Origin of the sequence: Streptomyces sp. SLBN-8D4 (assembly GCF_049739545.1) — a bacterium.
Classification (GTDB): domain Bacteria; phylum Actinomycetota; class Actinomycetes; order Streptomycetales; family Streptomycetaceae; genus Streptomyces; species Streptomyces canus_C.
Genome location: NZ_JBMGQC010000001.1, coordinates 2,503,973 through 2,524,650, shown reverse-complemented (window position 1 = coordinate 2,524,650; position 20,678 = coordinate 2,503,973). Strand labels below are relative to the sequence as shown.

Here is a 20,678-nt window from a genome sequence, read left to right as displayed (position 1 = left end):
ACGCTTCCCGTTGGTCAGGATGGAGACATGGGATTCCATGTCGACTCCGAAGCCGGGCGGCTCAGCCGCGTCATCCTGCACCGGCCGGATCTCGAGCTCAAAAGGCTCACCCCGAGCAACAAGGACGCACTCCTCTTCGACGACGTGCTGTGGGTGCGCCGGGCGCGCGCCGAGCACGACGGGTTCGCCGACGTACTGCGCGACCGCGGTGTCGCCGTGCACCTCTTCGGCGACCTGCTCGCCGAGGCCCTTCAGGTGCCGGCGGCCCGGTCGCTCGTGCTCGACCGCGTCTTCGACGAGAAGGAGTACGGCCCGCTGGCCACCGACCACCTGAGGGCCTCCTTCGAGGCACTGCCCGCAGGGGAACTCGCGGAAGCCCTCGTCGGCGGGATGACCAAGCGCGAGTTCCTGGAGGCGCACCCGGAGCCCACCTCGGTGCGCTTCCATGTCATGGACCTCGACGACTTCCTCCTCGCCCCGCTGCCCAACCACCTCTTCACCCGGGACACCTCCGCCTGGATATACGACGGGGTCTCCGTCAACGCCATGAAGTGGCCCGCCCGGCAGCGCGAGACGGTCCACTTCGAGGCGATCTACCGCCACCACCCGCTCTTCCGCGACGAGACGTTCCACATCTGGTCGGAGGGGCAGGCCGACTACCCGTCCACCATCGAGGGCGGTGACGTCCTCGTCATCGGCAACGGTGCCGTCCTCATCGGGATGAGCGAGCGGACCACGCCCCAGGCCGTCGAGATGCTCGCGCACAAGCTGTTCGCCGAGGGCTCCGCGCAGTCGATCGTGGCCCTCGACATGCCGAAACGGCGGGCCTTCATGCATCTGGACACCGTGATGACGATGGTCGACGGCGACACCTTCACCCAGTACGCCGGGCTCGGCATGCTCCGCTCGTACACCATCGAACCGGGTGTCGGCGACAAGGAGCTCAAGGTCACCGACCACCCGCCGGAGCACATGCACCGCGCGATCGCCGCCGCGCTCGGGCTGAGCGAGATCCGGGTCCTGACCGCCACCCAGGACGTGCACGCGGCCGAGCGCGAGCAGTGGGACGACGGCTGTAACGTCCTCGCCGTCGAGCCGGGTGTCGTCGTCGCCTACGAGCGCAACGCCACCACCAACACCCATCTGCGCAAGCAGGGCATCGAGGTCATCGAGATCCCGGGCAGCGAGCTGGGGCGGGGCAGGGGCGGGCCGCGCTGCATGAGCTGTCCGGTGGAGAGAGCGGCTGTATAGAAATGCTGAATATCGTATAGACTTCCACAGTCCTGTTCTCGTCCCTCTGGAGCGCCCCCATGGCGACTGTCCTCACCGCCCTCGCCGGGCGTCACTTCCTCAAGGAGCTCGACTTCACGGCCGAGGAGTTCCTCGGCCTGGTCGAGCTGGCGGCCGAGCTGAAGGCCGCCAAGAAGGCGGGGACCGAGACGCGATACCTGAGCGGGAAGAACATCGCGCTGATCTTCGAGAAGACCTCGACGCGCACCCGCTGTGCGTTCGAGGTCGCGGCGGCGGACCAGGGTGCCTCGACGACCTACCTGGACCCGTCCGGCTCGCAGATCGGGCACAAGGAGTCCGTGCGCGACACCGCGCGCGTGCTCGGCCGTATGTACGACGGGATCGAGTACCGCGGGGACAGCCAGCAGAAGGTGGAGGAGCTGGCCGGGTACGCCGGGGTGCCGGTGTACAACGGCCTCACCGACGACTGGCACCCCACGCAGATGCTGGCCGATGTGCTGACGATGACCGAGCACACCGCGAAGCCGGTCCGGGAGATCGCGTTCGCCTACCTCGGGGACGCGCGGTTCAACATGGGCAACTCGTATCTGGTCACCGGCGCGCTGCTCGGGATGGACGTGCGGATCGTCGCGCCGAAGACCTACTGGCCCGCGCAGGACGTCGTCGAGCGGGCGCGGGCGCTCGCCGTGGACAGCGGGGCGCGGATCACCCTCACGGAGTCGCTGGAGGAGGGCGTGCGGGGGGCGGACTTCGTCGCCACCGACGTCTGGGTCTCCATGGGGGAGCCGAAGGACGTGTGGGACGAGCGGATCGCCGCGCTGTCGCCGTACGCGGTGACCATGGACGTGCTGCGGGCCACGGGGAACGCGGACGTCAGGTTCCTGCACTGCCTGCCCGCCTTCCACGACCTCGGTACGAAGGTGGGGCAGGAGATCTTCGAGACCCACGGGCTGGAGTCCCTGGAGGTCACGGACGAGGTGTTCGAGTCGGCGCACTCGGTCGTGTTCGACGAGGCGGAGAACCGGCTGCACACGATCAAGGCCGTGCTGGTGGCGACGCTGGCCTGAGCGTCACACCGGGCCGCCGGCCTGAGCGTCACGCCGGCCGCCACTGAGGCGGCACCACCGCCAGCCGGAACCACACCGCCTTGCCGGTCTCGGTCGGGCGGTGGCCGCACGACGAGCTGAGCGCCCTGATCAGGAGCAGTCCCCGGCCGTGCTCCTGCCAGGGGTCCGGGTCCCTGGTGTCCGGCTGGGTGAGGTGGCCCGGGGGCGCCGGGTCCGGGTCGTGCACCTCCACCTGGCAGCCGGTCGGCAGCAGCTCCACGACCAGCTCTATCGGGGTGTCGCCGGCCGTGTGCTCCACGGCGTTCGCCACCAGCTCGGCCGTCAGCAGCTCCGCGGTGTCGCAGTCCGCCCCGTGCTCCAGCTCGGCCAGCGCGGTGCGGACCAGAGCGCGCGCCACGGGCACGGCCGCGGCGGAATGCGGCAGCGCGATGCGCCAGGAGGCGGAGGCTGAGGGGCGATCGTGCAAGGCGGTTCCGTTCATGAGCAGGCTGTCCTGCTTTCAACCGTATGAATGGTACGGCGCCGTCGGCAGAGTCGTCCGGCGGGCACCGCGGGGGACCTTCGGCCCCGTTGACAGGCGGCTTACCCGCAGCAACGGCTTGCCTCTCACGGCTGATCCCGCCGTTGCCGGTCTGTCGACGAGCCGTGACGGATGTGACGGGGCCAGGTCACATCCGGATGCGCCGGGTCACATCCGGATGCTCCTATCGCGTACTCGTGACGACAGTCAAAGATGGGTGATAGCTTCGAAGGGCAGAGCGCACCTCGAACCTCGCCCGAGCACGAGGAGGCCGCACGGACATGAGCCCCTTCACCGGCTCCGCCGCCCGCACCCCCCACTGGCAGCACTTGCGCGTCGACCTCGCCGACGGGGTCGCCACGGTCACCCTCGCCCGCCCCGACAAACTCAACGCGCTCACCTTCGGCGCCTACGCCGACCTGCGCGACCTGCTCGCCGAGCTGTCCCGCGAGCGCTCCGTCCGGGCCCTGGTCCTGGCCGGCGAGGGCCGCGGCTTCTGCTCCGGCGGTGACGTCGACGAGATCATCGGCGCGACCCTCGCCATGGACACCGCCCAGCTCCTCGACTTCAACCGGATGACGGGCCAGGTCGTGCGGGCCGTACGGGAGTGTCCGTTCCCGGTGATCGCGGCCGTGCACGGGGTGGCGGCGGGCGCGGGCGCGGTCCTCGCCCTGGCGGCCGACTTCCGGGTGGCGGACCCCTCGGCCCGCTTCGCCTTCCTGTTCACCCGCGTCGGCCTGTCCGGCGGCGACATGGGCGCGGCCTATCTGCTGCCCCGCGTGGTCGGCCTCGGCCACGCCACCCGTCTCCTCATGCTCGGCGAACCGGTCCGCGCCCCCGAGGCCGAGCGCATCGGCCTGATCAGCGAACTCACGACGGACGGCGGCGCGGACGAGGCCGCGCAGGCCCTGGCCCACCGCCTGGCCGAGGGCCCGGCACTGGCGTACGCCCAGACGAAGGCACTGCTGACGGCGGAGCTGGACATGCCGCTCGCGGCCTCGGTGGAACTGGACGCCTCGACGCAGGCCCTGCTGATGAACGGTGAGGACTACCGGGAGTTCCACGCGGCGTTCACGGAGAAGCGGCCGCCGAAATGGAAGGGGCGGTGATCATGTCCACTACTGTCCGGCGCATCGCGATCATCGGCGGCGGCCCCGGAGGACTGTACGCGGCAGCCCTGCTGAAGCGGCTCGATCCCGGGCGGGACATCACCGTGTGGGAACGCAACGCTCCCGACGACACCTTCGGCTTCGGCGTGGTGCTCTCCGACGAGACCCTGGGAGGCATCGAACACGCGGATCCCGAGGTCTACGAGGCCCTGTGCGAGGACTTCGTCCGCTGGGACGACATCGACATCGTGCACCGGGGCCTGCGGCACACCTCCGGAGGTCACGGCTTCGCCGCACTGGGCCGCCGGCGACTCCTCGACATCCTGCACACCCGCTGCCGCGCCCTCGGTGTCGACCTCCGCTTCCGCACCGAGGCCCCACCCGACCTGGCCCGGAGCCACGACCTGGTCATCGCGGCCGACGGAGTCAACAGCACCACCCGTCAACGCCTCGGCCATGTGTTCCGCCCCCATGTGACCCCGCACCACTGCCGTTACATCTGGCTCGCCGCCGACTTCCCCTTCGACGCCTTCCGCTTCGAGATCGCCGAGACCGAGCACGGCGTGATGCAACTCCACGGCTACCCCTACGCCCCCGACGCCTCCACCGTGATCATCGAGATGCGCGAGGAGGTCTGGAAGGCGGCCGGCTTCGACGAGGCCACCCCGCAGGAGTCGACGGAGAGCTGCGCCAAGATCTTCGCCGAAGCCCTCCGCGGCCGCCCGCTGCGCTCCAACAACTCCACGTGGACCACCTTCCGCACGGTGGTCAACGACCACTGGTCGCACGGCAACACCGTGCTTCTCGGCGATGCGGCCCACACCGCCCACTTCTCCATCGGCTCCGGTACCAAGCTCGCCGTGGAGGACGCCCTCGCCCTGACCGCCTGCCTCGAAGAACAGCCTTCGCTGGAACGGGCGTTGGCGGCCTACGAGGCGGAGCGCAAACCCGTCGTCGCCTCCACGCAACGCGCCGCCCGCGCCAGCCTGGAGTGGTTCGAGAACCTCCGCCTGTACCTCGACCAGCCGCCCCGCCAGTTCGCCTTCAACCTGCTCACCCGCAGCCGCCGCGTCACCCACGGCAACCTGCGCCTGCGCGACCCGCGTTTCACCGGCGCCGTGGAGCGCGAGTTCGGCTGCCCGCCCGGCACGCCCCCCATGTTCACCCCGTTCCGGCTGCGCGGTCTGACCCTGCGCAACCGGGTCGTGGTCTCGCCGATGGACATGTACTCCGCCGCCGACGGCGTCCCCGGCGACTTCCACCTGGTCCACCTGGGCGCCCGGGCCCTCGGCGGCGCCGGGCTGGTGATGACCGAGATGGTGTGCGTCTCGCCCGGGGGACGGATCACACCCGGATGCACCGGGCTCTACAGCGGCAGACAGGCGGAGGCCTGGAAGCGGATCACGAACTTCGTGCACGCGCAGTCACCGGGCACCGCGATCGGCCTGCAGCTCGGCCACAGCGGCCGCAAGGGCTCGACCAAGCTGATGTGGGAGGGCATCGACGAGCCCCTGCCGGAGGGCAACTGGCCGGTCGTGGCGCCGTCGCCGATCCCCTACAAGCCCTCCAACCAGACCCCGCGCGAGCTCGGCCGCGCCCAACTGACGGACATCCGCGAGCAGTTCACGGCAGCCGCCTGGCGTGCCGCCCGAGCCGGCTTCGACCTGCTCGAATTGCACTGCGCCCACGGCTATCTGCTCTCCGGCTTCCTCTCCCCGCTGACCAACCGGCGCACCGACGCCTACGGCGGCTCGCTCGCCAAGCGCCTGCGCTTCCCGCTCGAAGTCTTCGACGCGGTCAGGGAAGTGTGGCCGCAGGAACGGCCCATGACCGTCCGTATCTCCGCCACCGACTGGGCCGAGGGCGGCACCACGGCCGAGGACGCCGTCGAGATCGCCCGCGCCTTCGCCGCGCACGGCGCCGACGCCATCGACGTGTCGACCGGGCAGGTCGTGGCCGAGGAGCACCCGGAGTACGGGCGCTCGTACCAGACGCCGTACGCCGACCGGATCCGCCACGAGACCGGCCTCCCGGTGATCGCGGTCGGCGCCATCTCCTCCTGGGACGACGTCAACTCACTGATCCTGGCCGGGCGTACGGACCTGTGCGCGCTGGCCCGCCCCCACCTCTACGACCCGCACTGGACCTTGCACGCGGCCGCCGAGCAGGGGTACGAGGGTCCCGGCGTCGTGTGGCCCGACCCGTACCGCGCCGGCCGCCGACGTCCGCAGACCGGCCGCACGGACGCCCCCAAGCCCCGTCTCACGCTGGGGAGTTGAGGGCGCCGCCCGTCGGGCGGGGCCTTGGGCCGTGCTGGGCCCGGGATCACAAGCCGGCGAACGTGGCCCCCGCGTCCCGCAGCCGCTCGTGCAGGCCACGGAACACCGCCGCCGCCCGCTCGCCCGGCCAGTCCCCCGGGAGCAGCGGGGCGGGCAGGCCGGGGTCGGCGTAGGGGAGGTGGCGCCAGGAGTCGAGGGCGAGGAGGTAGTCGCGGTAGGCCTCCTCCGGTGGGGTGTCGGCCCGGTCCTCCCAGTCGCGCAGCACACGCGCGTGGCGGTCGAGGAACGCCTCGTGCTCCTTGGCGATCGCGGCCAGGTCCCACCAGCGGGCGACCGCCTCGACGGTGGCCGCGAAACCGAGATGCTCGCCGCGGAAGAGGTCCACGTACGGGTCGAGCCGCAGCCGCTGGAGGGTGTGCCGGGCCTCCTCGTGCAGCCGCGCGGGCGCGATCCACACCCCGGGGGCCGCCGTGCCGAAGCCGAGTCCGGCCAGCCGCGAGCGCAGCACGTGCCGCTTCTGCCGCTCCGACTCGGGCACCGAGAACACCGCGAGCACCCAGCCCTCGTCCTCGGGCGGCGTCACCGCGTAGATGCGCCGGTCGCCGTCGTCGAGCACCTGGCGGGCGTCCGGGGACAGTTCGTACCCGGCGGCCCCCTGGGCCGTGCGGGCCGGCAGCAGCAGGCCGCGCCGCTTGAGGCGGGACACCGACGACCGTACGGAGGGGGCGTCCACGCCGACCGCGGCCAGCAGCCGGATCAGCTCGGCGACGGGCACGGGGCCCGGCATGAAGCGGCCGTAGGCTCCGTAGAGCGTGACGATGAGAGACCGTGGTGCATGCTGGTCGGACACGTTGATCATCTTAGGTCGTGTGGATCACTGCTGGTCACCACCGGTGCGCAACCGGAACCGCTGGAGTTTGCCGGTCGCCGTGCGCGGCAGCGCGTCCAGGAAGACGATCTCGCGCGGGCATTTGTAGGGCGCCAGTTCGGCCTTGACGAAGGCGCGCAGCGCCTCCGCGTCGCGCTCGGCGCCCTCCTTGAGGACGGCGAAGGCGACGACGACCTGACCGCGCGCCTCGTCGGCCCGTCCCACGACCGCCGCCTCGACCACGTCCGGGTGTCGCTGCAGGGCGTCCTCGACCTCCGGTCCGGCGATGTTGTACCCGGCGGAGATGATCATGTCGTCCGCGCGGGCCACATAGCGGAAGTACCCGTCGTTCTCGCGGATGTATGTGTCGCCGGTGATGTTCCAGCCGTCCCGCACGTAGTCGCGCTGGCGGGGATCGGCGAGATAGCGGCAGCCGACGGGGCCGCGCACGGCGAGCAGCCCGGGTTCGCCGTCGGGCTTCTCGTGACCCGTCTCGTCGACCACGCGCGCGTGCCAGCCGGGTACCGGCACCCCGGTCGTCCCGGGCCGGATGCGCTCGTCGGCCGCGGAGATGAAGATGTGCAGCAGCTCGGTGGCGCCGATGCCGTTCACGATCCGCAGCCCGGTCCGCTCCCGCCAGGCCCGCCAGGTGGCCGCCGGCAGGTTCTCCCCGGCGGAGACACAGCGGCGCAGGGACGAGACGTCGTACGCGTCGAGCTCGTCGAGCATCGCGCGGTAGGCGGTGGGCGCGGTGAAGAGAACGGAGACCCGGTGCTCGGCGACGGCCGGCAGCAACTGGCGGGGACCGGCCTGTTCGAGGAGGAGGGAGCTGGCGCCCGCACGCATCGGGAAGATCACCAGGCCACCGAGCCCGAAGGTGAACCCGAGCGGGGGGCTGCCGGCGAAGACATCGTCCCCATGTGGTTTGAGCACATGCTCGGAGAAGGTGTCGGCTATCGCGAGCACATCCCGGTGGAAGTGCATACAGCCCTTGGGGCGTCCGGTGGTCCCGGAGGTGAAGGCGATCAGCGCCACGTCGTCGGCCGCGGTCCGCACCGCGGGGTACGGCGTCCCGGGCGCCTCGCGGTTCAGGAGGTCGTCGGGGGCGTCGCCGCCGTACGTCGTGATCCTCAGGCCCGGTATCTCGGCCTTGGCGAGGTCGTCCACGGCGCGTATGTCGCACAGGGCGTGCTCGATGCGCGCGATCTCGCACATCGTGGCCAGCTCGTGCGGACGCTGCTGGGCCAGTACCGTCACCGCGACCGCGCCCGCCTTCAGCACCGCCAGCCAGCAGGCCGCGAGCCAGGGCGTGGTCGGGCCGCGCAGCAGGACACGGTTGCCGGGGACGACCCCCAGGTCGCCGGTGAGGAGATGCGCGAGCCGGTCGACCCGGGCGCGGAGTGTGCCGTACGTCCATGTGGCCCCGGTCGGGGTGTGGAAGACCGGGCGCTCGTCGGGCGGGCCCGTCAGCAGCTCGGCGGCACAGTTCAGCCGATCGGGGTACCTCAGCTCCGGCAGGTCGAAGCGGAGCTCCGGCCACTGGTCGGGGGGCGGGAGGTGGTCGCGCGCGAAGGTGTCGACGTGGGCCGAGACGTTCATGGCGGGTCGCCCCCTTGCCTTGTGGACCGCGTGGCCGCATGACCGCGTGGGCCGCCTTGTGGGCGTCGATGGTGGGCTCGTACGAGGAGCGTATCGTGTTGGTGACGACAGTCAACGGCACGCGATACTGTCGAGGGGTCCTGCCGACGAGAGGGGACCGGCAATGCCCGCATTCTCGCTCGAACCGTCACAGACCGCCCGGTGTGCGGAGCTGCGTGCCCTGGCCGCGGAACGGCTGCGCCCGCTCGCGGAGAAGGGCGAGCCGGGGCAGGTGAACCGTCCGCTGGTCGCCGAGCTCGGTCGACTGGGGCTGCTGGAGCGGCTGTTCACCTCCAGCGCCCTCGATCTCTGCCTGATGCGGGAGTCCCTCGCCTACGCCTGCACGGAGGCGGAGACGGCCCTCGCCCTCCAGGGCCTCGGCGCCCACCCCGTCCATGCCCACGGCACCCCGGCCCAGCGGGAACGCTGGCTGCCGGCGGTCGGCGAGGGCGCAGCGGTGGCCGCGTTCGCGCTGAGCGAGCCCGGGGCGGGGTCGGACGCGGCGGCCCTGTCCCTGTCCGCCGAGTCCGACGGCCCCTCCCGCTGGCGGCTCACCGGGGAGAAGTGCTGGATCTCCAACGCTCCCGAGGCCGACTTCTACACCGTCTTCGCCCGCACCACCCCCGGCGCGGGAGCCCGCGGAGTCACGGCGTTCCTCGTGCCCGCCGGCCGGCCCGGGCTGACCGGCACCGCCCTCGACATGCTCTCCCCGCACCCCATCGGCGCCCTCGCCTTCGAGGCCGTACCGGTGAGCGCGGACGACGCCCTCGGTGAGGTCGACCGAGGCTTCCGGGTCGCCATGGGCACCCTCAACCTCTTCCGGCCCAGCGTCGGCGCCTTCGCGCTGGGCATGGCACAGGCGGCACTGGACGCGACCCTCGCGCACACCTCCCGACGGGACGCCTTCGGCGGCAAGCTGAGGGACCTCCAGAGCGTCGCCCACACGGTCGCCGAGATGGCCCTGCGCACGGACGCGGCCCGCCTCATGGTGTACGCGGCGGCGACGGCGTACGACGAAGGCGCCCCGGACGTGCCCAAGCGCGCGGCGATGGCGAAACTGCTCGCCACCGAGACCGCGCAACACGTCGTCGACACCGCGGTCCAACTCCACGGCGCCCGTGCCCTGGAGCGCGGACACCTGCTGGAGCACCTGTACCGGGAGGTGCGCGCCCCGCGCATCTACGAAGGGGCCAGCGAGGTCCAACGGGGCATCATCGCCAAGGAGTTGTACGCCGACCTGGAGGTGCCGTGAGCGCCGAGCGCATCAACCCGCCCGAACTGTCCCCGCCCACCGGTTTCTCCCACGCGGTCGTCGCCACCGGGTCCCGGGTGGTCTTCCTCGCGGGGCAGACCGCGCTCGACGCCGACGGCAAGGTGGTGGGGGAGACCCTCCCCGAGCAGTTCGAGCGTGCGCTCACGAACCTGCTGACGGCCCTGCGAGCGGCCGGCGGCACGCCCGCCGACCTCGCCCGGGTCACCGTCTACGCCACCGACATCGCCGCCTACCGCGCCCACGTACGTGAACTGGGCCGTATCTGGCGGGAGTTGGCGGGCCGTGACTATCCCGCGATGGCGGTCGTGGAGGTCGTACGGTTGTGGGACGACCAGGCGTCCGTGGAGCTGGACGGATTCGCTGTGCTGCCGTAGCGCCGCCGAGCCGCCCGCGACGTCGTGCAGAGGCGGTGCCGTTCTGCCGGGTGGCGCCCCGGGGCGGAAGTGGTCAGGCGGCGACGGCCAGCTCTCCGGTCGGCACTCGGTGCGGGGCGACGACGCGGCCGTCGGGCAGCAGCTCGCCGGTGTCGTCGAAGACGATCGCGCCGTTGCACAGGAGGTTCCAGCCCTGCTCGGGGTGGGCGGCGACGATGTGCGGGGTGATGTCGTCGGACGAAGCGCTCGAAGACCGGTGAGAACACATGGCGCACCTCCACATTCGGCGGACCGTCCCTATGGGGTCCGTATCCGTATGGGTAGACCATGCTCCCGTCGCGAACTCATCGGAACAGCCCGACATGAAGCGTGACAACACGCGGACAACTCTCGGACGGTTCCACGACGCTCGGTGCGGACTCGCCACCGAATGAGTGACGGTCAGGGCTGTCCGGGCGGGTTCCCGGTAGCAGTGGAGACGCCCGTTCCACTCATCCGGGAGGTACCCCCGTGTCCGTTCGCCCCGCTCTCGCCGCCGTCGCCGGTGCCGCACTGTTCCTGCTGGCCGCCCCCGCGCTGCCGGCGAGCGCCGCCCCGTACGAGACCGTCACCATCGACCCCGTCGGCCGTATCGCCGAGGACGGCACCGTGACCCTGTCCGGCACCTACCGCTGCACCGGCGGTTCGGGCCCCGTGTTCGTCAGCTCCTCCGTGGGCGAGCGCTCCTCGTCGAGCCGGTACGGCATCGGCGGGACCCGCGCGGTGTGCGACGGCGTGGAGCACAGCTGGCAGAACACGGGCAAGCCCACCCCGGCCGCCCTCGCACCGGGTGCGGCTCATGTCGAGGCCACCCTCATGGAACTCACCCTCCAGGGCGGTCTGCCGCTGCCCCGCTTCCACGCGGCCGAGCAGCGCGACATCACGCTGACGAAGGGCTGAGCGCGGCCCACGTGCGTCCCGGTGGCCTCGCCCACCACCGGGCGCGGGCGGTCAGCGCACGAGTGCGATCTCCGGAGGCCACAGCACTCCGTCGGCCAACAGCAGGGCGGGGCCCAGGTGTTGAGGGCACACGACCAGGGGTGGCCGGGCGTGGCAGGCGATCTCGAAGCGGGCGCGGGCTCCGCACTCCTCCCCGTCCCGAGGACCGGAGTGCCGGCTCGCGCACCGCCGTGCGGGCGGGTCCTCCGCGGCCGTCACCGGACCCCTGCCTTCGTATCGGGTGTGTGTTCGAGGGTGGCCAGGATCATGGTCTCCTCCTCCTGCGGTCCTGCCGCCCGGCGGTCCTGCGGTCCGCGAGGGGCCGGGCATGCGTTCACGCTAGGAACGGGCGGGTCGGGCAGCCTGTCCTGGCGGCCGTTCGGGTGAGGCCGGGAGGGACGGGCGCCAGGCGGTGGCAGTGCGTGATCACCCGTGACTCGTCGACCCGGTCCCGGCAGACCTCCCTCCGGCCCCGGACGTCAGACGGGATACGCGTGCGTCTGCGTCGCCTTGACCGCGGCCCAGACCTCCGCGCCCGGATGCAGGTCCAGTTCGGCCGCGGCCACCGTCGTGAGGTCCGCCGCCAGGGGGAGCTCGCCGGTGAGGTCGGCGCGGATCTGGTCGCCGTGGGTCTCCAGCCCGGCCACCTCGCAGCGCCAGTGGTTGCGGGCGCTGGAGCCGGCGGGGGGTTCGCGGTAGAGGGTCACGGCACTCGGCGGGAACGCCACGAAAACGGGCCCCGTGAGGTCTTCCGTGGTCGTGAGCGCGGGCCCGGCGTCGAGGCGGACCGTGTGGCCGTCGGCCTCGCCCCGGTAGAGGTTCAGGCCGACCAGCTGGGCGATGTAGTCGGTGCGCGGATGGCGGGCGATGTGGGAGGGGACGCCCTCCTGGACGACCTCGCCGTGTTCGACGACCACCAGCCGGTCGGCTAGGACCATCGCGTCCAGCGGGTCGTGGGTGACGAGTACGGCGACGGCCTCGAACTCGGCCAGATGGCGCCGGAGTTGGGCGCGGACCTCCAGACGGGTGCGGGCGTCGAGGGCGGCCAGGGGCTCGTCGAGGAGCAGCAGCCGGGGACGGGTGGCCAACGCGCGGGCCAGGGCGACGCGTTGGGCCTGACCACCGGACAACTTGCGGGGTTTGGCGCCCGCGTGGGCCGCGAGACCCATGCGGTCGAGCCACTCGGCGGCCCGTGCCCGTGCCTGCGCCTTGCTCGCGCCCTGGCAGCGCGGGCCGAAGGCGACGTTGTCGAGAGCGGTGAGGTGCGGGAAGAGCAGATAGTCCTGGAAGACGACGCCTACCGGGCGGGACTCGGGAGGCGTGCGCTCCAACGCGGCGCCGTCCAGCCGTAGATGGCCGTCGGTGAGCGGGGTGAGCCCGGCGAGGGCGCGCAGGGCGGTGGTCTTGCCGGCGCCGTTCGGGCCCAGCAGGGCGACGACCTCGCCGGGGGCGACGGCCAGGGGCACGTTGAGGCGGAAGGTACCGCGGTCCACGACCAGTCGGGCATCGAGGCCGTCCGGGGTGGCGTCGGGGACGACGGCTCGGGTTCTGCCGGTCATGGGGCGGTCACTGGTCCCGTCCGTATCGTTGCCGCCGATCCCCTCAGTATCGGCGCCACCGGTCTGAGCCGTCCGCCCGTCACCGGCCTGTGTGGCCCGCCCGTCACCGGCCTGTTCCGCCCGCCCGCCACCGGCCTGCGCCGTCCGCCCGTCACCGGCCTGTTCCGCCCGCCCGCCACCGGCCTGCGCCGTCCGCCCGTCACCGGTGCCGACCGTGCGATTGCCTCGGTGCCGCTCGCGGGGCCGACGCCGGTCGCGGCGGCCGGACGGGTGCCGGTCTGCGTGGCCCGGTGCTCAGCGGTCTGGGCGGTCCGGGCGGCCTCGGTGGCACTGGGGTCGTACGTCGCGTGGTCGGCATCGACGCCGGTCGCGGCGGCCGGACCGGCTCCGGTCTGCGCGGTCCCGTGCTCGGCCGGCCCGGCGGTCCGGGGGATCGCGGCGTCACCGGGGTCATGCCACGCGTGGTCGCCGCCCCCCGCCCTCCCGCCGCCGGCCCCGTTCATCCCGCCGCCATCCAGCGGTCGCGGAGCCCAGCCAGTACCGTCACCGACACGGCCAGCAGCACCAGGCTGAGGGCGATGGCCGCCTCCGGGTCGCTCTGGAGGGCGAGGTAGACGGCCAGCGGCATGGTCTGGGTGCGGCCGGGGAAGTTGCCGGCGAAAGTGATCGTCGCGCCGAACTCGCCCAGCGCCCGCGCCCAGGCCAGTACGGCGCCCGCCGCCACACCCGGCGCGATCAGCGGCAGCGTGACCCGCCGGAACGCGGTGAAGCGGGAGGCGCCCAGGGTCGTCGCCGCCTCCTCGTAGCGCGGGTCGGCGGCCCGCAGTGTGCCCTCCACGCTGATGACGAGGAAGGGCATCGCGACGAACGCCTCGGCGACCACGACCCCGGCGGTGGTGAAGGGCAGCGTGATCCCGAACCACGCGTCCAGCCACTTCCCGACGACCCCGTTGCGCCCCAGTGCCATGAGCAGCGCGACACCGCCGACGACCGGCGGGAGGACCAGCGGCAGGGTGACCAGGGCACGGACCAGACCGCGGCCGGGGAACTCGACACGGGCCAGCAGCCAGGCCAGCGGGACCCCGAGCACCAGGCTCACCGCGGTCGCGGCCGTGGCGCAGACCAGGGACAGCTGGAGCGCCTGCCACACGGCGGCGCCGGTCAGCTGTTCGGGCATACCGCGCCAGGGGGCCCGTACGAGCAGGGCGACCAGTGGCACGGTCAGGAACGCCACGCCGATCAACGCGGGCACGAGCAGCGGCAAGGGCACACCACGGCCGCCGCCGGGAGCCCGGACACGGCGGCGCCGCGGCCCGCCCCGGAGGGTCTCGGACGCGGCGGCGGCCTTGTCGACCGGGCTCACGGCTTCAGGAACCCGGCCCCGGTCAGGACCTTCCGACCCTCGGCGGACCGCACGAGCGCGATGAACGCCTTCGCGGTCTCCGTGTCATGTGTGCCCTTGAGCAGGGTGATCGGATAGTCGTTGACGGCGTCGGCGGACTCGGGGAACTCCACGCCCTCCACCTTGTCACCCGCCGCGTGCACATCGGTCTTGTAGACGACGGCCGCGTCGGCCTCCTTCATTTCGATCTTGGTCAGCGCGGCCTTGACGTCCTGCTCGTAGGAGACCGGAGTGAGCTTCAGCCTGCTCGCCGCGAGGGCCTTCTGGGCGGCGGCGCCGCAGGGCACCTCCTGGGCGCACAGCACGACCTTCAGGTCCTTGTCCGTGAGGTCCTTCAGCGACCCGACCCGGTGCGGGTTGCCGGGCAGGGTGGCGATCTCCAGCTGGTTGCGCACGAAGGTGACGGGCGTGCCGGAGGCGTCCCCCGCGTCCGTGACGATCTTCATCGTCTTGGGGCTGGCCGAGGCGAACACGTCCGCCGGGGCGCCGCCGGTGATGCTCGCGGCCAGCGAGTCGCTGCCGCCGAAGCTGAAGGTGACCTTTGTGCCCGGGTGGGCCTTCTCGAACTCCTTGCCCAGCGCCGTGAAGCTCTCCTGGAGGGAGGCGGCGGCGAACACGGTCACGGTGCCGGAGAGCCGGCCCGAGGCGGAGGAGTCCGGCTTCGTGGAGGAGTCCGATCCGGACGACGAGCAGGCGCTCAGGGCCAGCAGCGCGGCGGCGCCGGCGCCGGCCGTCCGCAGGGCCCGGTGGTTCCGGCGCGGGGTAGGGGTCATCACGGGTCCACTCCCTCTGGTCCTCACGGACACGATCACCTGCGTCCCGGCGGTCCCGCTCGTCGGCGATCCGCGTGTACGTCGATCATACTGACGCAGATGCCAGGTGAAAGTCTCCTGTCACATCGCATGAGCGGTAGATCTGATCCATCAGGTTGGCATGTGCGTTCCTACGGACTCCGGTCGTGGCTGTGGAGCGGCCGGGGCGGCGCGAAGGAATGCCGTTGCCGGCCACGAACCGAGGTGCATACGTTCGGCCCATGGCGGACGACGAACCCACACGCGCGGCAAGGCTGCTGGACGCCCAGGCGAGGGCCGCAAAGCTCTTCGCGGAGATCGAGGCGCGCGGACTGGTCGCGCCGGGCCGGGGGGAGCGGGCGGTCGGTGACCGGATCCGGGACCTGGCGAACGACCTGTTCGGAACCACCCGGCACTGGCACAAGCGGATCGTGCGCTCCGGACCGAACACGCTCCAGCCGTACCGGGAGAACCCGCCGGACCGCGTGATCGGCGCGGACGACATCGTCTTCGCCGACTTCGGCCCGATCTTCGAGGAGTACGAGGCCGACTTCGGGCGGACCTTCGTCCTCGGCGACGACCCGGTCAAGCACCGCCTCCGCGACGACCTGCCGAAGATCTTCGCGGCGGGCCGGAGCGCCTTCGAGGCCGACCCGGGCATCACCGGCGCGCGGCTGTACGCCGAGGTCGAACGGCTCGCCGCCGAGTCCGGCTGGGCACTGGGCGGCTGGCACGCAGGACACCTCGTCGGCGAGTTTCCGCACGAGTGGATCGACGGCGCCGACGTGGAGTCGTACATCACCTCCGCCAACGACACCCCACTGCGCCGCACCGACAAGGCGGGACGTCGCTGCCACTGGATCCTGGAGATCCATCTCATCGACGCCGAGCGGGAGTTCGGCGGTTTCCACGAGGAACTGCTCACCCTCTGACCCGGGCGACGGCCCGCTCAGGTGCGGTCGATGTGCACGTTCGTCGACTTCACCCGGGCGGTGGCCTCCACCCCGACCTCCAGGCCGAGTTCCTCCACGGCCTCCCGTGTCAGCAGCGACACCAGCCGGTGCGGGCCCGCCTGGATCTCCACCTGGGCCGCGACATCGCCGAGCTTCACGGCGGTGACGATGCCGGGGAAGGCGTTGCGGACGGACGTGTGGGACACGCCCTCCTCACCGCCCTCCCCCTTCGCCAGTTCCACGGAGAAAGCGGCCAGATCCCTGCCGTCGACGAGGCGCCGCCCGCCCTCGTCCCGGTGCGTGGGCACCCGCCCGGCGTCCGCCCACCGCCGCGCGGTGTCGGGGCTCACGCCGAGCAGCCGTGCGGCCTGGCCGATCGTGTAGGACTGCATACGCGCCAAGATAGGCGATCAGCGCACTCCGAGCGGTCCCGCACTCGTCCGTCAGATGTCCCGGAAGATCTCGATCTGGGCCCCCACCGAGTTGAGCCGTTCGGCCAGGTCCTCGTAACCGCGGTTGATGACGTAGACGTTGCGCAGCACCGACGTGCCGTCGGCCGCCATCATCGCCAGCAGGACGACCACGGCGGGGCGCAGGGCCGGCGGGCACATCATCTCGGCGGCGCGCCAGCGGGTCGGGCCCTCCACCAGTACCCGGTGCGGGTCGAGGAGTTGGAGGCGTCCGCCCAGCCGGTTGAGATCCGTCAGGTAGATCGCGCGGTTGTCGTAGACCCAGTCGTGGATGAGGGTCTGGCCCTGGGCGACCGCCGCGATGGCCGCGAAGAACGGGACGTTGTCGATGTTCAGGCCGGGGAACGGCATCGGGTGGATCTTGTCGATCGGCGCCTCCAGCTTGGAGGGGCGGACCGTGAGGTCGACCAGCCGGGTGCGGCCGTTGTCGGCGAAGTACTCCGGCGTGCGGTCGTGGTCGAGCCCCATCTCCTCCAGGACCGCGAGCTCGATCTCCAGGAACTCGATCGGCACCCGGCGCACCGTCAGCTCCGACTCCGTCACCACGGCCGCGGCCAGCAGGCTCATCGCCTCGACCGGGTCCTCGGAGGGGGAGTAGTCGACGTCCACGTCGATCTGCGGCACGCCGTGCACGGTGAGGGTGGTGGTGCCGATGCCCTCGACCCTGACCCCGAGGGCCTCCAGGAAGAAGCACAGGTCCTGGACCATGTAGTTGGAGGAGGCGTTGCGGATGACGGTGACGCCGTCGTGGCGGGCGGCCGCGAGCAGCGCGTTCTCCGTCACGGTGTCGCCGCGCTCGGTCAGCACGATCGGACGGTCGGGGCGGACCTGCCGGTCGACCCGCGCGTGGTACTGGCCCTCGGTGGCCGCGACGTCCAGGCCGAACCGGCGCAGCGCGATCATGTGCGGCTCGATGGTCCGGGTGCCGAGGTCGCAGCCGCCGGCGTACGGCAGCCTGAAGCTGTCCATGCGGTGCAGCAGTGGGCCGAGGAACATGATGATCGAGCGCGTGCGGACGGCGGCCTCGGCATCGATGGCGGCCATGTCCAGCTCGGCCGGCGGCACGAGTTCGAGGTCGACGCCGCCGTTGATCCACCGGGTGCGCACCCCGATGGAGCTCAGCACCTCAAGAAGGCGGTAGACCTCCTCGATGCGGGCGACCCTGCGCAGCACCGTGCGCCCCTTGTTGAGGAGCGAGGCGCAGAGCAGGGCCACACACGCGTTCTTGCTCGTCTTGACGTCGATCGCGCCGGACAGCCGACGACCGCCGACCACACGCAGATGCATCGGGCCCGCGTAGCCCAGAGAGACGATTTCGCTGTCCAGCGCTTCACCGATACGGGCGATCATCTCAAGGCTGATGTTTTGATTGCCGCGCTCGATGCGATTGACGGCGCTCTGACTGGTGCCGAGTGCCTCGGCAAGCTGCGACTGTGTCCAGCCCCGGTGCTGTCGGGCGTCACGGATGAGCCTGCCGATACGTACGAGGTAGTCGTCTGCCATGGCGTTGAGGCTATCTCAGATATGAGATGGCGCATTCCGGAGGGTCCGTTCGGGGGAGGGGCCCGCACAGACCTGAGTGAAGGTCAGTGGCGCTTGGCGGTACGGGTCCGCCGCCACCCGAAAGGTCCGGGCAGATCCACTGACGTCGTACGACGTCCGGTGCTGCTGTGCGTGTGCTTCGGTCCATGACTTCCGCCACCGGTCGTGATGGACCAGGAGTGCCGGTTGATGTTCAGCCGCACCCCGGGAAGAATCCGGAAACTCTTGCGGAACGTGAGCGGCATGGGGGGCCTCCCTTTGAAGGTCGGTCGCGTGCTTTCGACTCCGTCCGCCTACCCCGGCTCGGTGAACTGATGGGTACCGGGTTTCGTACCGCCCTTTCGGCGTGGGCGAGTTGGGGCTGCTGGGTGTCGGGCGCCGGGTGGGTGAGGGTGTGAAGGTGCGGAGTCGGGGCAGGGGGCGTCCCTGTGGAGGATCGCGCTGCGGCGAGCGGGCCCCGGACGGTCGACAGGGGAAAGCGGGCCTGCGCGCCGGTTCGGCACCGATGGGGTGCCGCCCGATGGGCCCGCCCGCGGGGAATCCCCAGTGCGCCGCACATCACCGCGAGTGACCTGTCGCAGCGATTGTTGAGCATTCTCACTGAAGTTTGAGTGAGGGAGGATATTGAAGATCATTGCTGGCGTTGGAGTCTCATGGCGCAGGGAATTTTGTGCTCAGAGCAGCCCGGAGACGCTTCGCACTGTGCGACCTCTGGCCACCCCGTTATCTTCTTCGCGGTCCTGCAAGAGGGCCGCTGGCCTCTGGACCCGGCATGACTGTTGCCCCCTGTCGAACGGATGACCTGGGGGTGTCACCGGGTCCGAGGGGTGCCGTCGGAGACGCTGATCAGAGGTCCGGCCACCGCCCGGCCCGGGCGCAATGCCACTCGCGGGCGGCAGGTCTGCATAACGTGGATGCGCGCGAACGGTCCCGCCGCCGAGGTCGGCACAGCACCGACGCATGTGGGAGGCACGGTGATCGGCATCGACGAGGCGGGCGTCTTCCTCGGCCTGGACGTCGGCAAAGCAACCTCCACGGCCACGGACTCACCCTGGCCGGGAAGAACGTTTTCGACAAGGCCCTGCCCAACGGCGAGTCCCAACTGCGGGCCGTCTTCGACAAGCTCAAGGCTAAGTTCGGCACCGTCCTGGTGGTCGTGGACCAGCCTGCCCCCGTCGGCGCCCTGCCATGGCGACAGAAGTTGCGAGGAGGAGATCGAGGCTACGGCGAGATGGGGTTACTCCGCTTCATTCTGGGATTAGGCTGTTGGGCTCAGTGAAGGCTGCTTGGGGGACATGCAGCACACGAGAGGATGTGCACGGTTCATGAACGGGGTGCCCGGACAGATCGGCCGGTACGCGGTCGAGCGGGAGCTGGGCTCGGGGGGAATGGGGGAGGTCTATCTGGCCTTCTCACCCGCAGGCGATCCGGTCGCGGTGAAGCTGATCCGCTCGGACCGGCTGGACCCGGTCGCGCGCGCACGCTTCGAGAAGGAAGCGCTCATCGCCAGGACGGTCGTGGGGACGAACCGGGTCGCCCGTTTCCTGGACGCCGACCCCTACGCGGAACGGCCGTGGCTGGCCATGGAGTACGTGCCCGGCCAGACGCTGCTGTCGTACGTGGACGGGAACGGCCCGTTGTCCGCTCCCCTGGCGGCCAGCCTCGGCGCCCTGCTGGCGGAGGGGCTCCAGGCCGTGCACGCGGTAGGGCTGCTCCACCGGGACCTGAAGCCGCAGAACGTCATGCTCGGGACCTACGGCCCGATCCTGATCGACTTCGGCCTCGGTGCGTTCCTCGATACCGCCAAGGACACGCTGTCCCACAGCGGAATGATCATCGGCACCGTGCGCTGCATGCCGCCCGAGCAGGCTCAGGGGCGGACAAAGGTCAAGGAGTCCGCCGATGTGTACGGCCTCGGCACGGTGCTGCTGTACGCGGCCACGGGGCACTACCCCTATGACGGGGCGCGCTGGGAGGCGATCGTCGGGCAGGTCGCCAACGCCGACCAGGCCCCGGACCTGAGCGGCCTCCCCCAGATCCTGGAGCCGCTGATCGGCTCCATGCTGGCCCACGATCCGGCCGACCGGCCTTCCCTCGATGCGGTGATGGCCGGATGCACGAGCGTGCTGTCCGAGGCGGGGCTGTCTCCCATGGCGGCACGGCACGCCCTGATCGACGCCACCGCGACGGACGTGGAGGAGCCGGCTGCCGGGAACGAGTCGCCCTCGACGGTGTGGAGGCGAATAGCCGAGCAGGCGGTCGAGCTCGGCGAGGACGAGCCGGACAGTCCGCTGGACGGTCCCTCACCAGGCGCACCGAAGCCGGTCACGGCGGACGCGAAAGACGCGGAGGAGGCGGAGAACGCCGCCGGGGCCGAGCAGTCGCCCGGCTCGCCGGCGGGCAGCCCGGCGCCCCCCGCCCCAGTGGCCGGTGCGCCCGTACCCGTGCCCCGGAAGCCGGGACGACCGCCCGCGTCGCTGCGCGTGGCCGAGGAGCTGCGGAGCCGGTACGCCGCACAGCCCGGCCTCTGAGCCCGGCTTCCGGTGACACCGTGGGGGCGGTGTCGAAGGCGGGTGGTACATGTAGGCAGCATTGATACGGACG

Annotated in this window: 20 protein-coding genes and 1 pseudogene; 10 read left to right on the top strand and 11 right to left on the bottom strand. The window is 71.5% G+C overall.

The window, feature by feature from the left end:
- Window positions 1–27 precede the first annotated feature (27 nt).
- The gene (locus RKD20_RS11100) at window positions 28–1,251 is read left to right on the top strand and encodes an arginine deiminase (protein ID WP_424877587.1); all 1,224 of its coding nucleotides are present in this window, start codon (window positions 28–30) and stop codon (window positions 1,249–1,251) included.
- A 59-nt stretch (window positions 1,252–1,310) separates the two neighbouring features.
- The gene (gene argF, locus RKD20_RS11095) at window positions 1,311–2,318 is read left to right on the top strand and encodes an ornithine carbamoyltransferase (protein ID WP_424877586.1); all 1,008 of its coding nucleotides are present in this window, start codon (window positions 1,311–1,313) and stop codon (window positions 2,316–2,318) included.
- Between the two features lie 28 nt (window positions 2,319–2,346).
- On the opposite strand, the gene RKD20_RS11090 is transcribed toward argF, so the two are convergent.
- Window positions 2,347–2,799, bottom strand: a complete 453-nt coding sequence (locus RKD20_RS11090) for an ATP-binding protein (RefSeq protein WP_424877585.1) — start codon at window positions 2,797–2,799, stop codon at window positions 2,347–2,349.
- A gap of 320 nt (window positions 2,800–3,119) precedes the next feature.
- Here RKD20_RS11090 and RKD20_RS11085 point away from each other — a divergent pair, with 320 nt between their 5' ends.
- Together RKD20_RS11085 and RKD20_RS11080 are read left to right on the top strand one after the other, a co-directional pair.
- Entirely contained in the window at window positions 3,120–3,947 is an 828-nt protein-coding gene (locus RKD20_RS11085) for an enoyl-CoA hydratase family protein (protein WP_424877584.1), read from the top strand.
- Window positions 3,948–3,949: 2 nt separating this feature from the next.
- Window positions 3,950–6,226 carry a bifunctional salicylyl-CoA 5-hydroxylase/oxidoreductase gene (locus RKD20_RS11080; RefSeq protein ID WP_424877583.1) on the top strand — a complete coding sequence of 759 codons (2,277 nt, stop codon included), beginning with the start codon at window positions 3,950–3,952 and terminating at the stop codon, window positions 6,224–6,226.
- Window positions 6,227–6,272: 46 nt separating this feature from the next.
- Here the strand turns inward: RKD20_RS11080 and RKD20_RS11075 are convergent, their stop codons facing one another.
- Window positions 6,273–7,085, bottom strand: coding sequence for a PaaX family transcriptional regulator C-terminal domain-containing protein (locus RKD20_RS11075; RefSeq protein ID WP_424877582.1), 813 nt, complete (start codon window positions 7,083–7,085; stop codon window positions 6,273–6,275).
- Between the two features lie 15 nt (window positions 7,086–7,100).
- The gene (locus RKD20_RS11070; RefSeq protein WP_424877581.1) at window positions 7,101–8,693 is read right to left on the bottom strand and encodes an AMP-binding protein; all 1,593 of its coding nucleotides are present in this window, start codon (window positions 8,691–8,693) and stop codon (window positions 7,101–7,103) included.
- 163 nt (window positions 8,694–8,856) lie between these two features.
- On the opposite strand from RKD20_RS11070, the gene RKD20_RS11065 reads away from it, so the two are divergent.
- Together RKD20_RS11065 and RKD20_RS11060 are read left to right on the top strand one after the other, a co-directional pair.
- The gene (locus RKD20_RS11065) at window positions 8,857–9,984 is read left to right on the top strand and encodes an acyl-CoA dehydrogenase family protein (protein WP_424877580.1); all 1,128 of its coding nucleotides are present in this window, start codon (window positions 8,857–8,859) and stop codon (window positions 9,982–9,984) included.
- Complete coding sequence (locus tag RKD20_RS11060) at window positions 9,981–10,379, top strand: RidA family protein (protein WP_424877579.1); 399 nt, start codon at window positions 9,981–9,983, stop codon at window positions 10,377–10,379. The genes RKD20_RS11065 and RKD20_RS11060 overlap by 4 nt, the downstream gene beginning before the upstream one ends.
- A 73-nt stretch (window positions 10,380–10,452) precedes the next feature.
- Here RKD20_RS11060 and RKD20_RS11055 read toward each other — a convergent pair whose 3' ends face one another.
- Window positions 10,453–10,647 (bottom strand): DUF5999 family protein, encoded by a 195-nt coding sequence (locus RKD20_RS11055; RefSeq protein ID WP_424877578.1) that lies wholly within the window; start codon window positions 10,645–10,647, stop codon window positions 10,453–10,455.
- 242 nt (window positions 10,648–10,889) lie between these two features.
- On the opposite strand from RKD20_RS11055, the gene RKD20_RS11050 reads away from it, so the two are divergent.
- The gene (locus RKD20_RS11050; protein ID WP_424877577.1) at window positions 10,890–11,318 is read left to right on the top strand and encodes a DUF6299 family protein; all 429 of its coding nucleotides are present in this window, start codon (window positions 10,890–10,892) and stop codon (window positions 11,316–11,318) included.
- A gap of 51 nt (window positions 11,319–11,369) precedes the next feature.
- On the opposite strand, the gene RKD20_RS11045 is transcribed toward RKD20_RS11050, so the two are convergent.
- From RKD20_RS11045 to modA, 4 genes are all read right to left on the bottom strand, one after another.
- Window positions 11,370–11,576: a hypothetical protein gene (locus tag RKD20_RS11045; RefSeq protein ID WP_078612759.1), complete on the bottom strand. Its 207-nt coding sequence runs from the start codon at window positions 11,574–11,576 to the stop codon at window positions 11,370–11,372.
- A 260-nt stretch (window positions 11,577–11,836) separates the two neighbouring features.
- The gene (locus RKD20_RS11040; protein WP_424877576.1) at window positions 11,837–12,916 is read right to left on the bottom strand and encodes an ABC transporter ATP-binding protein; all 1,080 of its coding nucleotides are present in this window, start codon (window positions 12,914–12,916) and stop codon (window positions 11,837–11,839) included.
- 499 nt (window positions 12,917–13,415) lie between these two features.
- The gene (modB, locus tag RKD20_RS11035) at window positions 13,416–14,279 is read right to left on the bottom strand and encodes a molybdate ABC transporter permease subunit (RefSeq protein ID WP_424877575.1); all 864 of its coding nucleotides are present in this window, start codon (window positions 14,277–14,279) and stop codon (window positions 13,416–13,418) included.
- Entirely contained in the window at window positions 14,276–15,091 is an 816-nt protein-coding gene (modA, locus tag RKD20_RS11030) for a molybdate ABC transporter substrate-binding protein (RefSeq protein ID WP_424877574.1), read from the bottom strand. Before modA ends, modB begins: the two co-directional genes overlap by 4 nt.
- 260 nt (window positions 15,092–15,351) lie before the next feature.
- Between modA and RKD20_RS11025 the strand changes: the two genes are divergently transcribed.
- The gene (locus tag RKD20_RS11025; RefSeq protein ID WP_424877573.1) at window positions 15,352–16,041 is read left to right on the top strand and encodes a M24 family metallopeptidase; all 690 of its coding nucleotides are present in this window, start codon (window positions 15,352–15,354) and stop codon (window positions 16,039–16,041) included.
- 17 nt (window positions 16,042–16,058) lie between these two features.
- On the opposite strand, the gene RKD20_RS11020 is transcribed toward RKD20_RS11025, so the two are convergent.
- The 3 genes from RKD20_RS11020 to RKD20_RS11010 all read right to left on the bottom strand — a co-directional run bounded on the left by RKD20_RS11020 (window position 16,059) and on the right by RKD20_RS11010 (window position 18,319).
- A complete protein-coding gene (locus RKD20_RS11020) occupies window positions 16,059–16,454 on the bottom strand; it encodes a TOBE domain-containing protein (protein WP_381336162.1) in 396 nt (131 codons plus the stop codon).
- A 51-nt stretch (window positions 16,455–16,505) separates the two neighbouring features.
- Window positions 16,506–18,035 carry a helix-turn-helix domain-containing protein gene (locus RKD20_RS11015; RefSeq protein ID WP_424877572.1) on the bottom strand — a complete coding sequence of 510 codons (1,530 nt, stop codon included), beginning with the start codon at window positions 18,033–18,035 and terminating at the stop codon, window positions 16,506–16,508.
- 83 nt (window positions 18,036–18,118) lie between these two features.
- Complete coding sequence (locus RKD20_RS11010; RefSeq protein ID WP_007385362.1) at window positions 18,119–18,319, bottom strand: DUF4236 domain-containing protein; 201 nt, start codon at window positions 18,317–18,319, stop codon at window positions 18,119–18,121.
- 729 nt (window positions 18,320–19,048) lie between these two features.
- On the opposite strand from RKD20_RS11010, the pseudogene RKD20_RS11005 reads away from it, so the two are divergent.
- A pseudogene (locus tag RKD20_RS11005) lies at window positions 19,049–19,263 on the top strand (IS110 family transposase); the annotation flags it as partial.
- Between the two features lie 136 nt (window positions 19,264–19,399).
- Window positions 19,400–20,605, top strand: a complete 1,206-nt coding sequence (locus RKD20_RS11000) for a serine/threonine-protein kinase (protein ID WP_424877571.1) — start codon at window positions 19,400–19,402, stop codon at window positions 20,603–20,605.
- The last annotated feature ends 73 nt before the right edge of the window (window positions 20,606–20,678 follow it).

Coding starts and splice junctions, on each gene's coding strand:
- RKD20_RS11100 (WP_424877587.1), top strand. CDS start 28: ATGGGATTCCATGTCGACTCCGAAGCCGGGCGGCTCAGCCGCGTCATC.
- argF (WP_424877586.1), top strand. CDS start 1,311: ATGGCGACTGTCCTCACCGCCCTCGCCGGGCGTCACTTCCTCAAGGAG.
- RKD20_RS11090 (WP_424877585.1), bottom strand. CDS start 2,799: ATGAACGGAACCGCCTTGCACGATCGCCCCTCAGCCTCCGCCTCCTGG.
- RKD20_RS11085 (WP_424877584.1), top strand. CDS start 3,120: ATGAGCCCCTTCACCGGCTCCGCCGCCCGCACCCCCCACTGGCAGCAC.
- RKD20_RS11080 (WP_424877583.1), top strand. CDS start 3,950: ATGTCCACTACTGTCCGGCGCATCGCGATCATCGGCGGCGGCCCCGGA.
- RKD20_RS11075 (WP_424877582.1), bottom strand. CDS start 7,085: ATGATCAACGTGTCCGACCAGCATGCACCACGGTCTCTCATCGTCACG.
- RKD20_RS11070 (WP_424877581.1), bottom strand. CDS start 8,693: ATGAACGTCTCGGCCCACGTCGACACCTTCGCGCGCGACCACCTCCCG.
- RKD20_RS11065 (WP_424877580.1), top strand. CDS start 8,857: ATGCCCGCATTCTCGCTCGAACCGTCACAGACCGCCCGGTGTGCGGAG.
- RKD20_RS11055 (WP_424877578.1), bottom strand. CDS start 10,647: ATGTGTTCTCACCGGTCTTCGAGCGCTTCGTCCGACGACATCACCCCG.
- RKD20_RS11040 (WP_424877576.1), bottom strand. CDS start 12,916: ATGACCGGCAGAACCCGAGCCGTCGTCCCCGACGCCACCCCGGACGGC.
- modA (WP_424877574.1), bottom strand. CDS start 15,091: ATGACCCCTACCCCGCGCCGGAACCACCGGGCCCTGCGGACGGCCGGC.
- RKD20_RS11025 (WP_424877573.1), top strand. CDS start 15,352: ATGGCGGACGACGAACCCACACGCGCGGCAAGGCTGCTGGACGCCCAG.
- RKD20_RS11020 (WP_381336162.1), bottom strand. CDS start 16,454: ATGCAGTCCTACACGATCGGCCAGGCCGCACGGCTGCTCGGCGTGAGC.
- RKD20_RS11015 (WP_424877572.1), bottom strand. CDS start 18,035: ATGGCAGACGACTACCTCGTACGTATCGGCAGGCTCATCCGTGACGCC.
- RKD20_RS11010 (WP_007385362.1), bottom strand. CDS start 18,319: ATGCCGCTCACGTTCCGCAAGAGTTTCCGGATTCTTCCCGGGGTGCGG.
- RKD20_RS11000 (WP_424877571.1), top strand. CDS start 19,400: ATGAACGGGGTGCCCGGACAGATCGGCCGGTACGCGGTCGAGCGGGAG.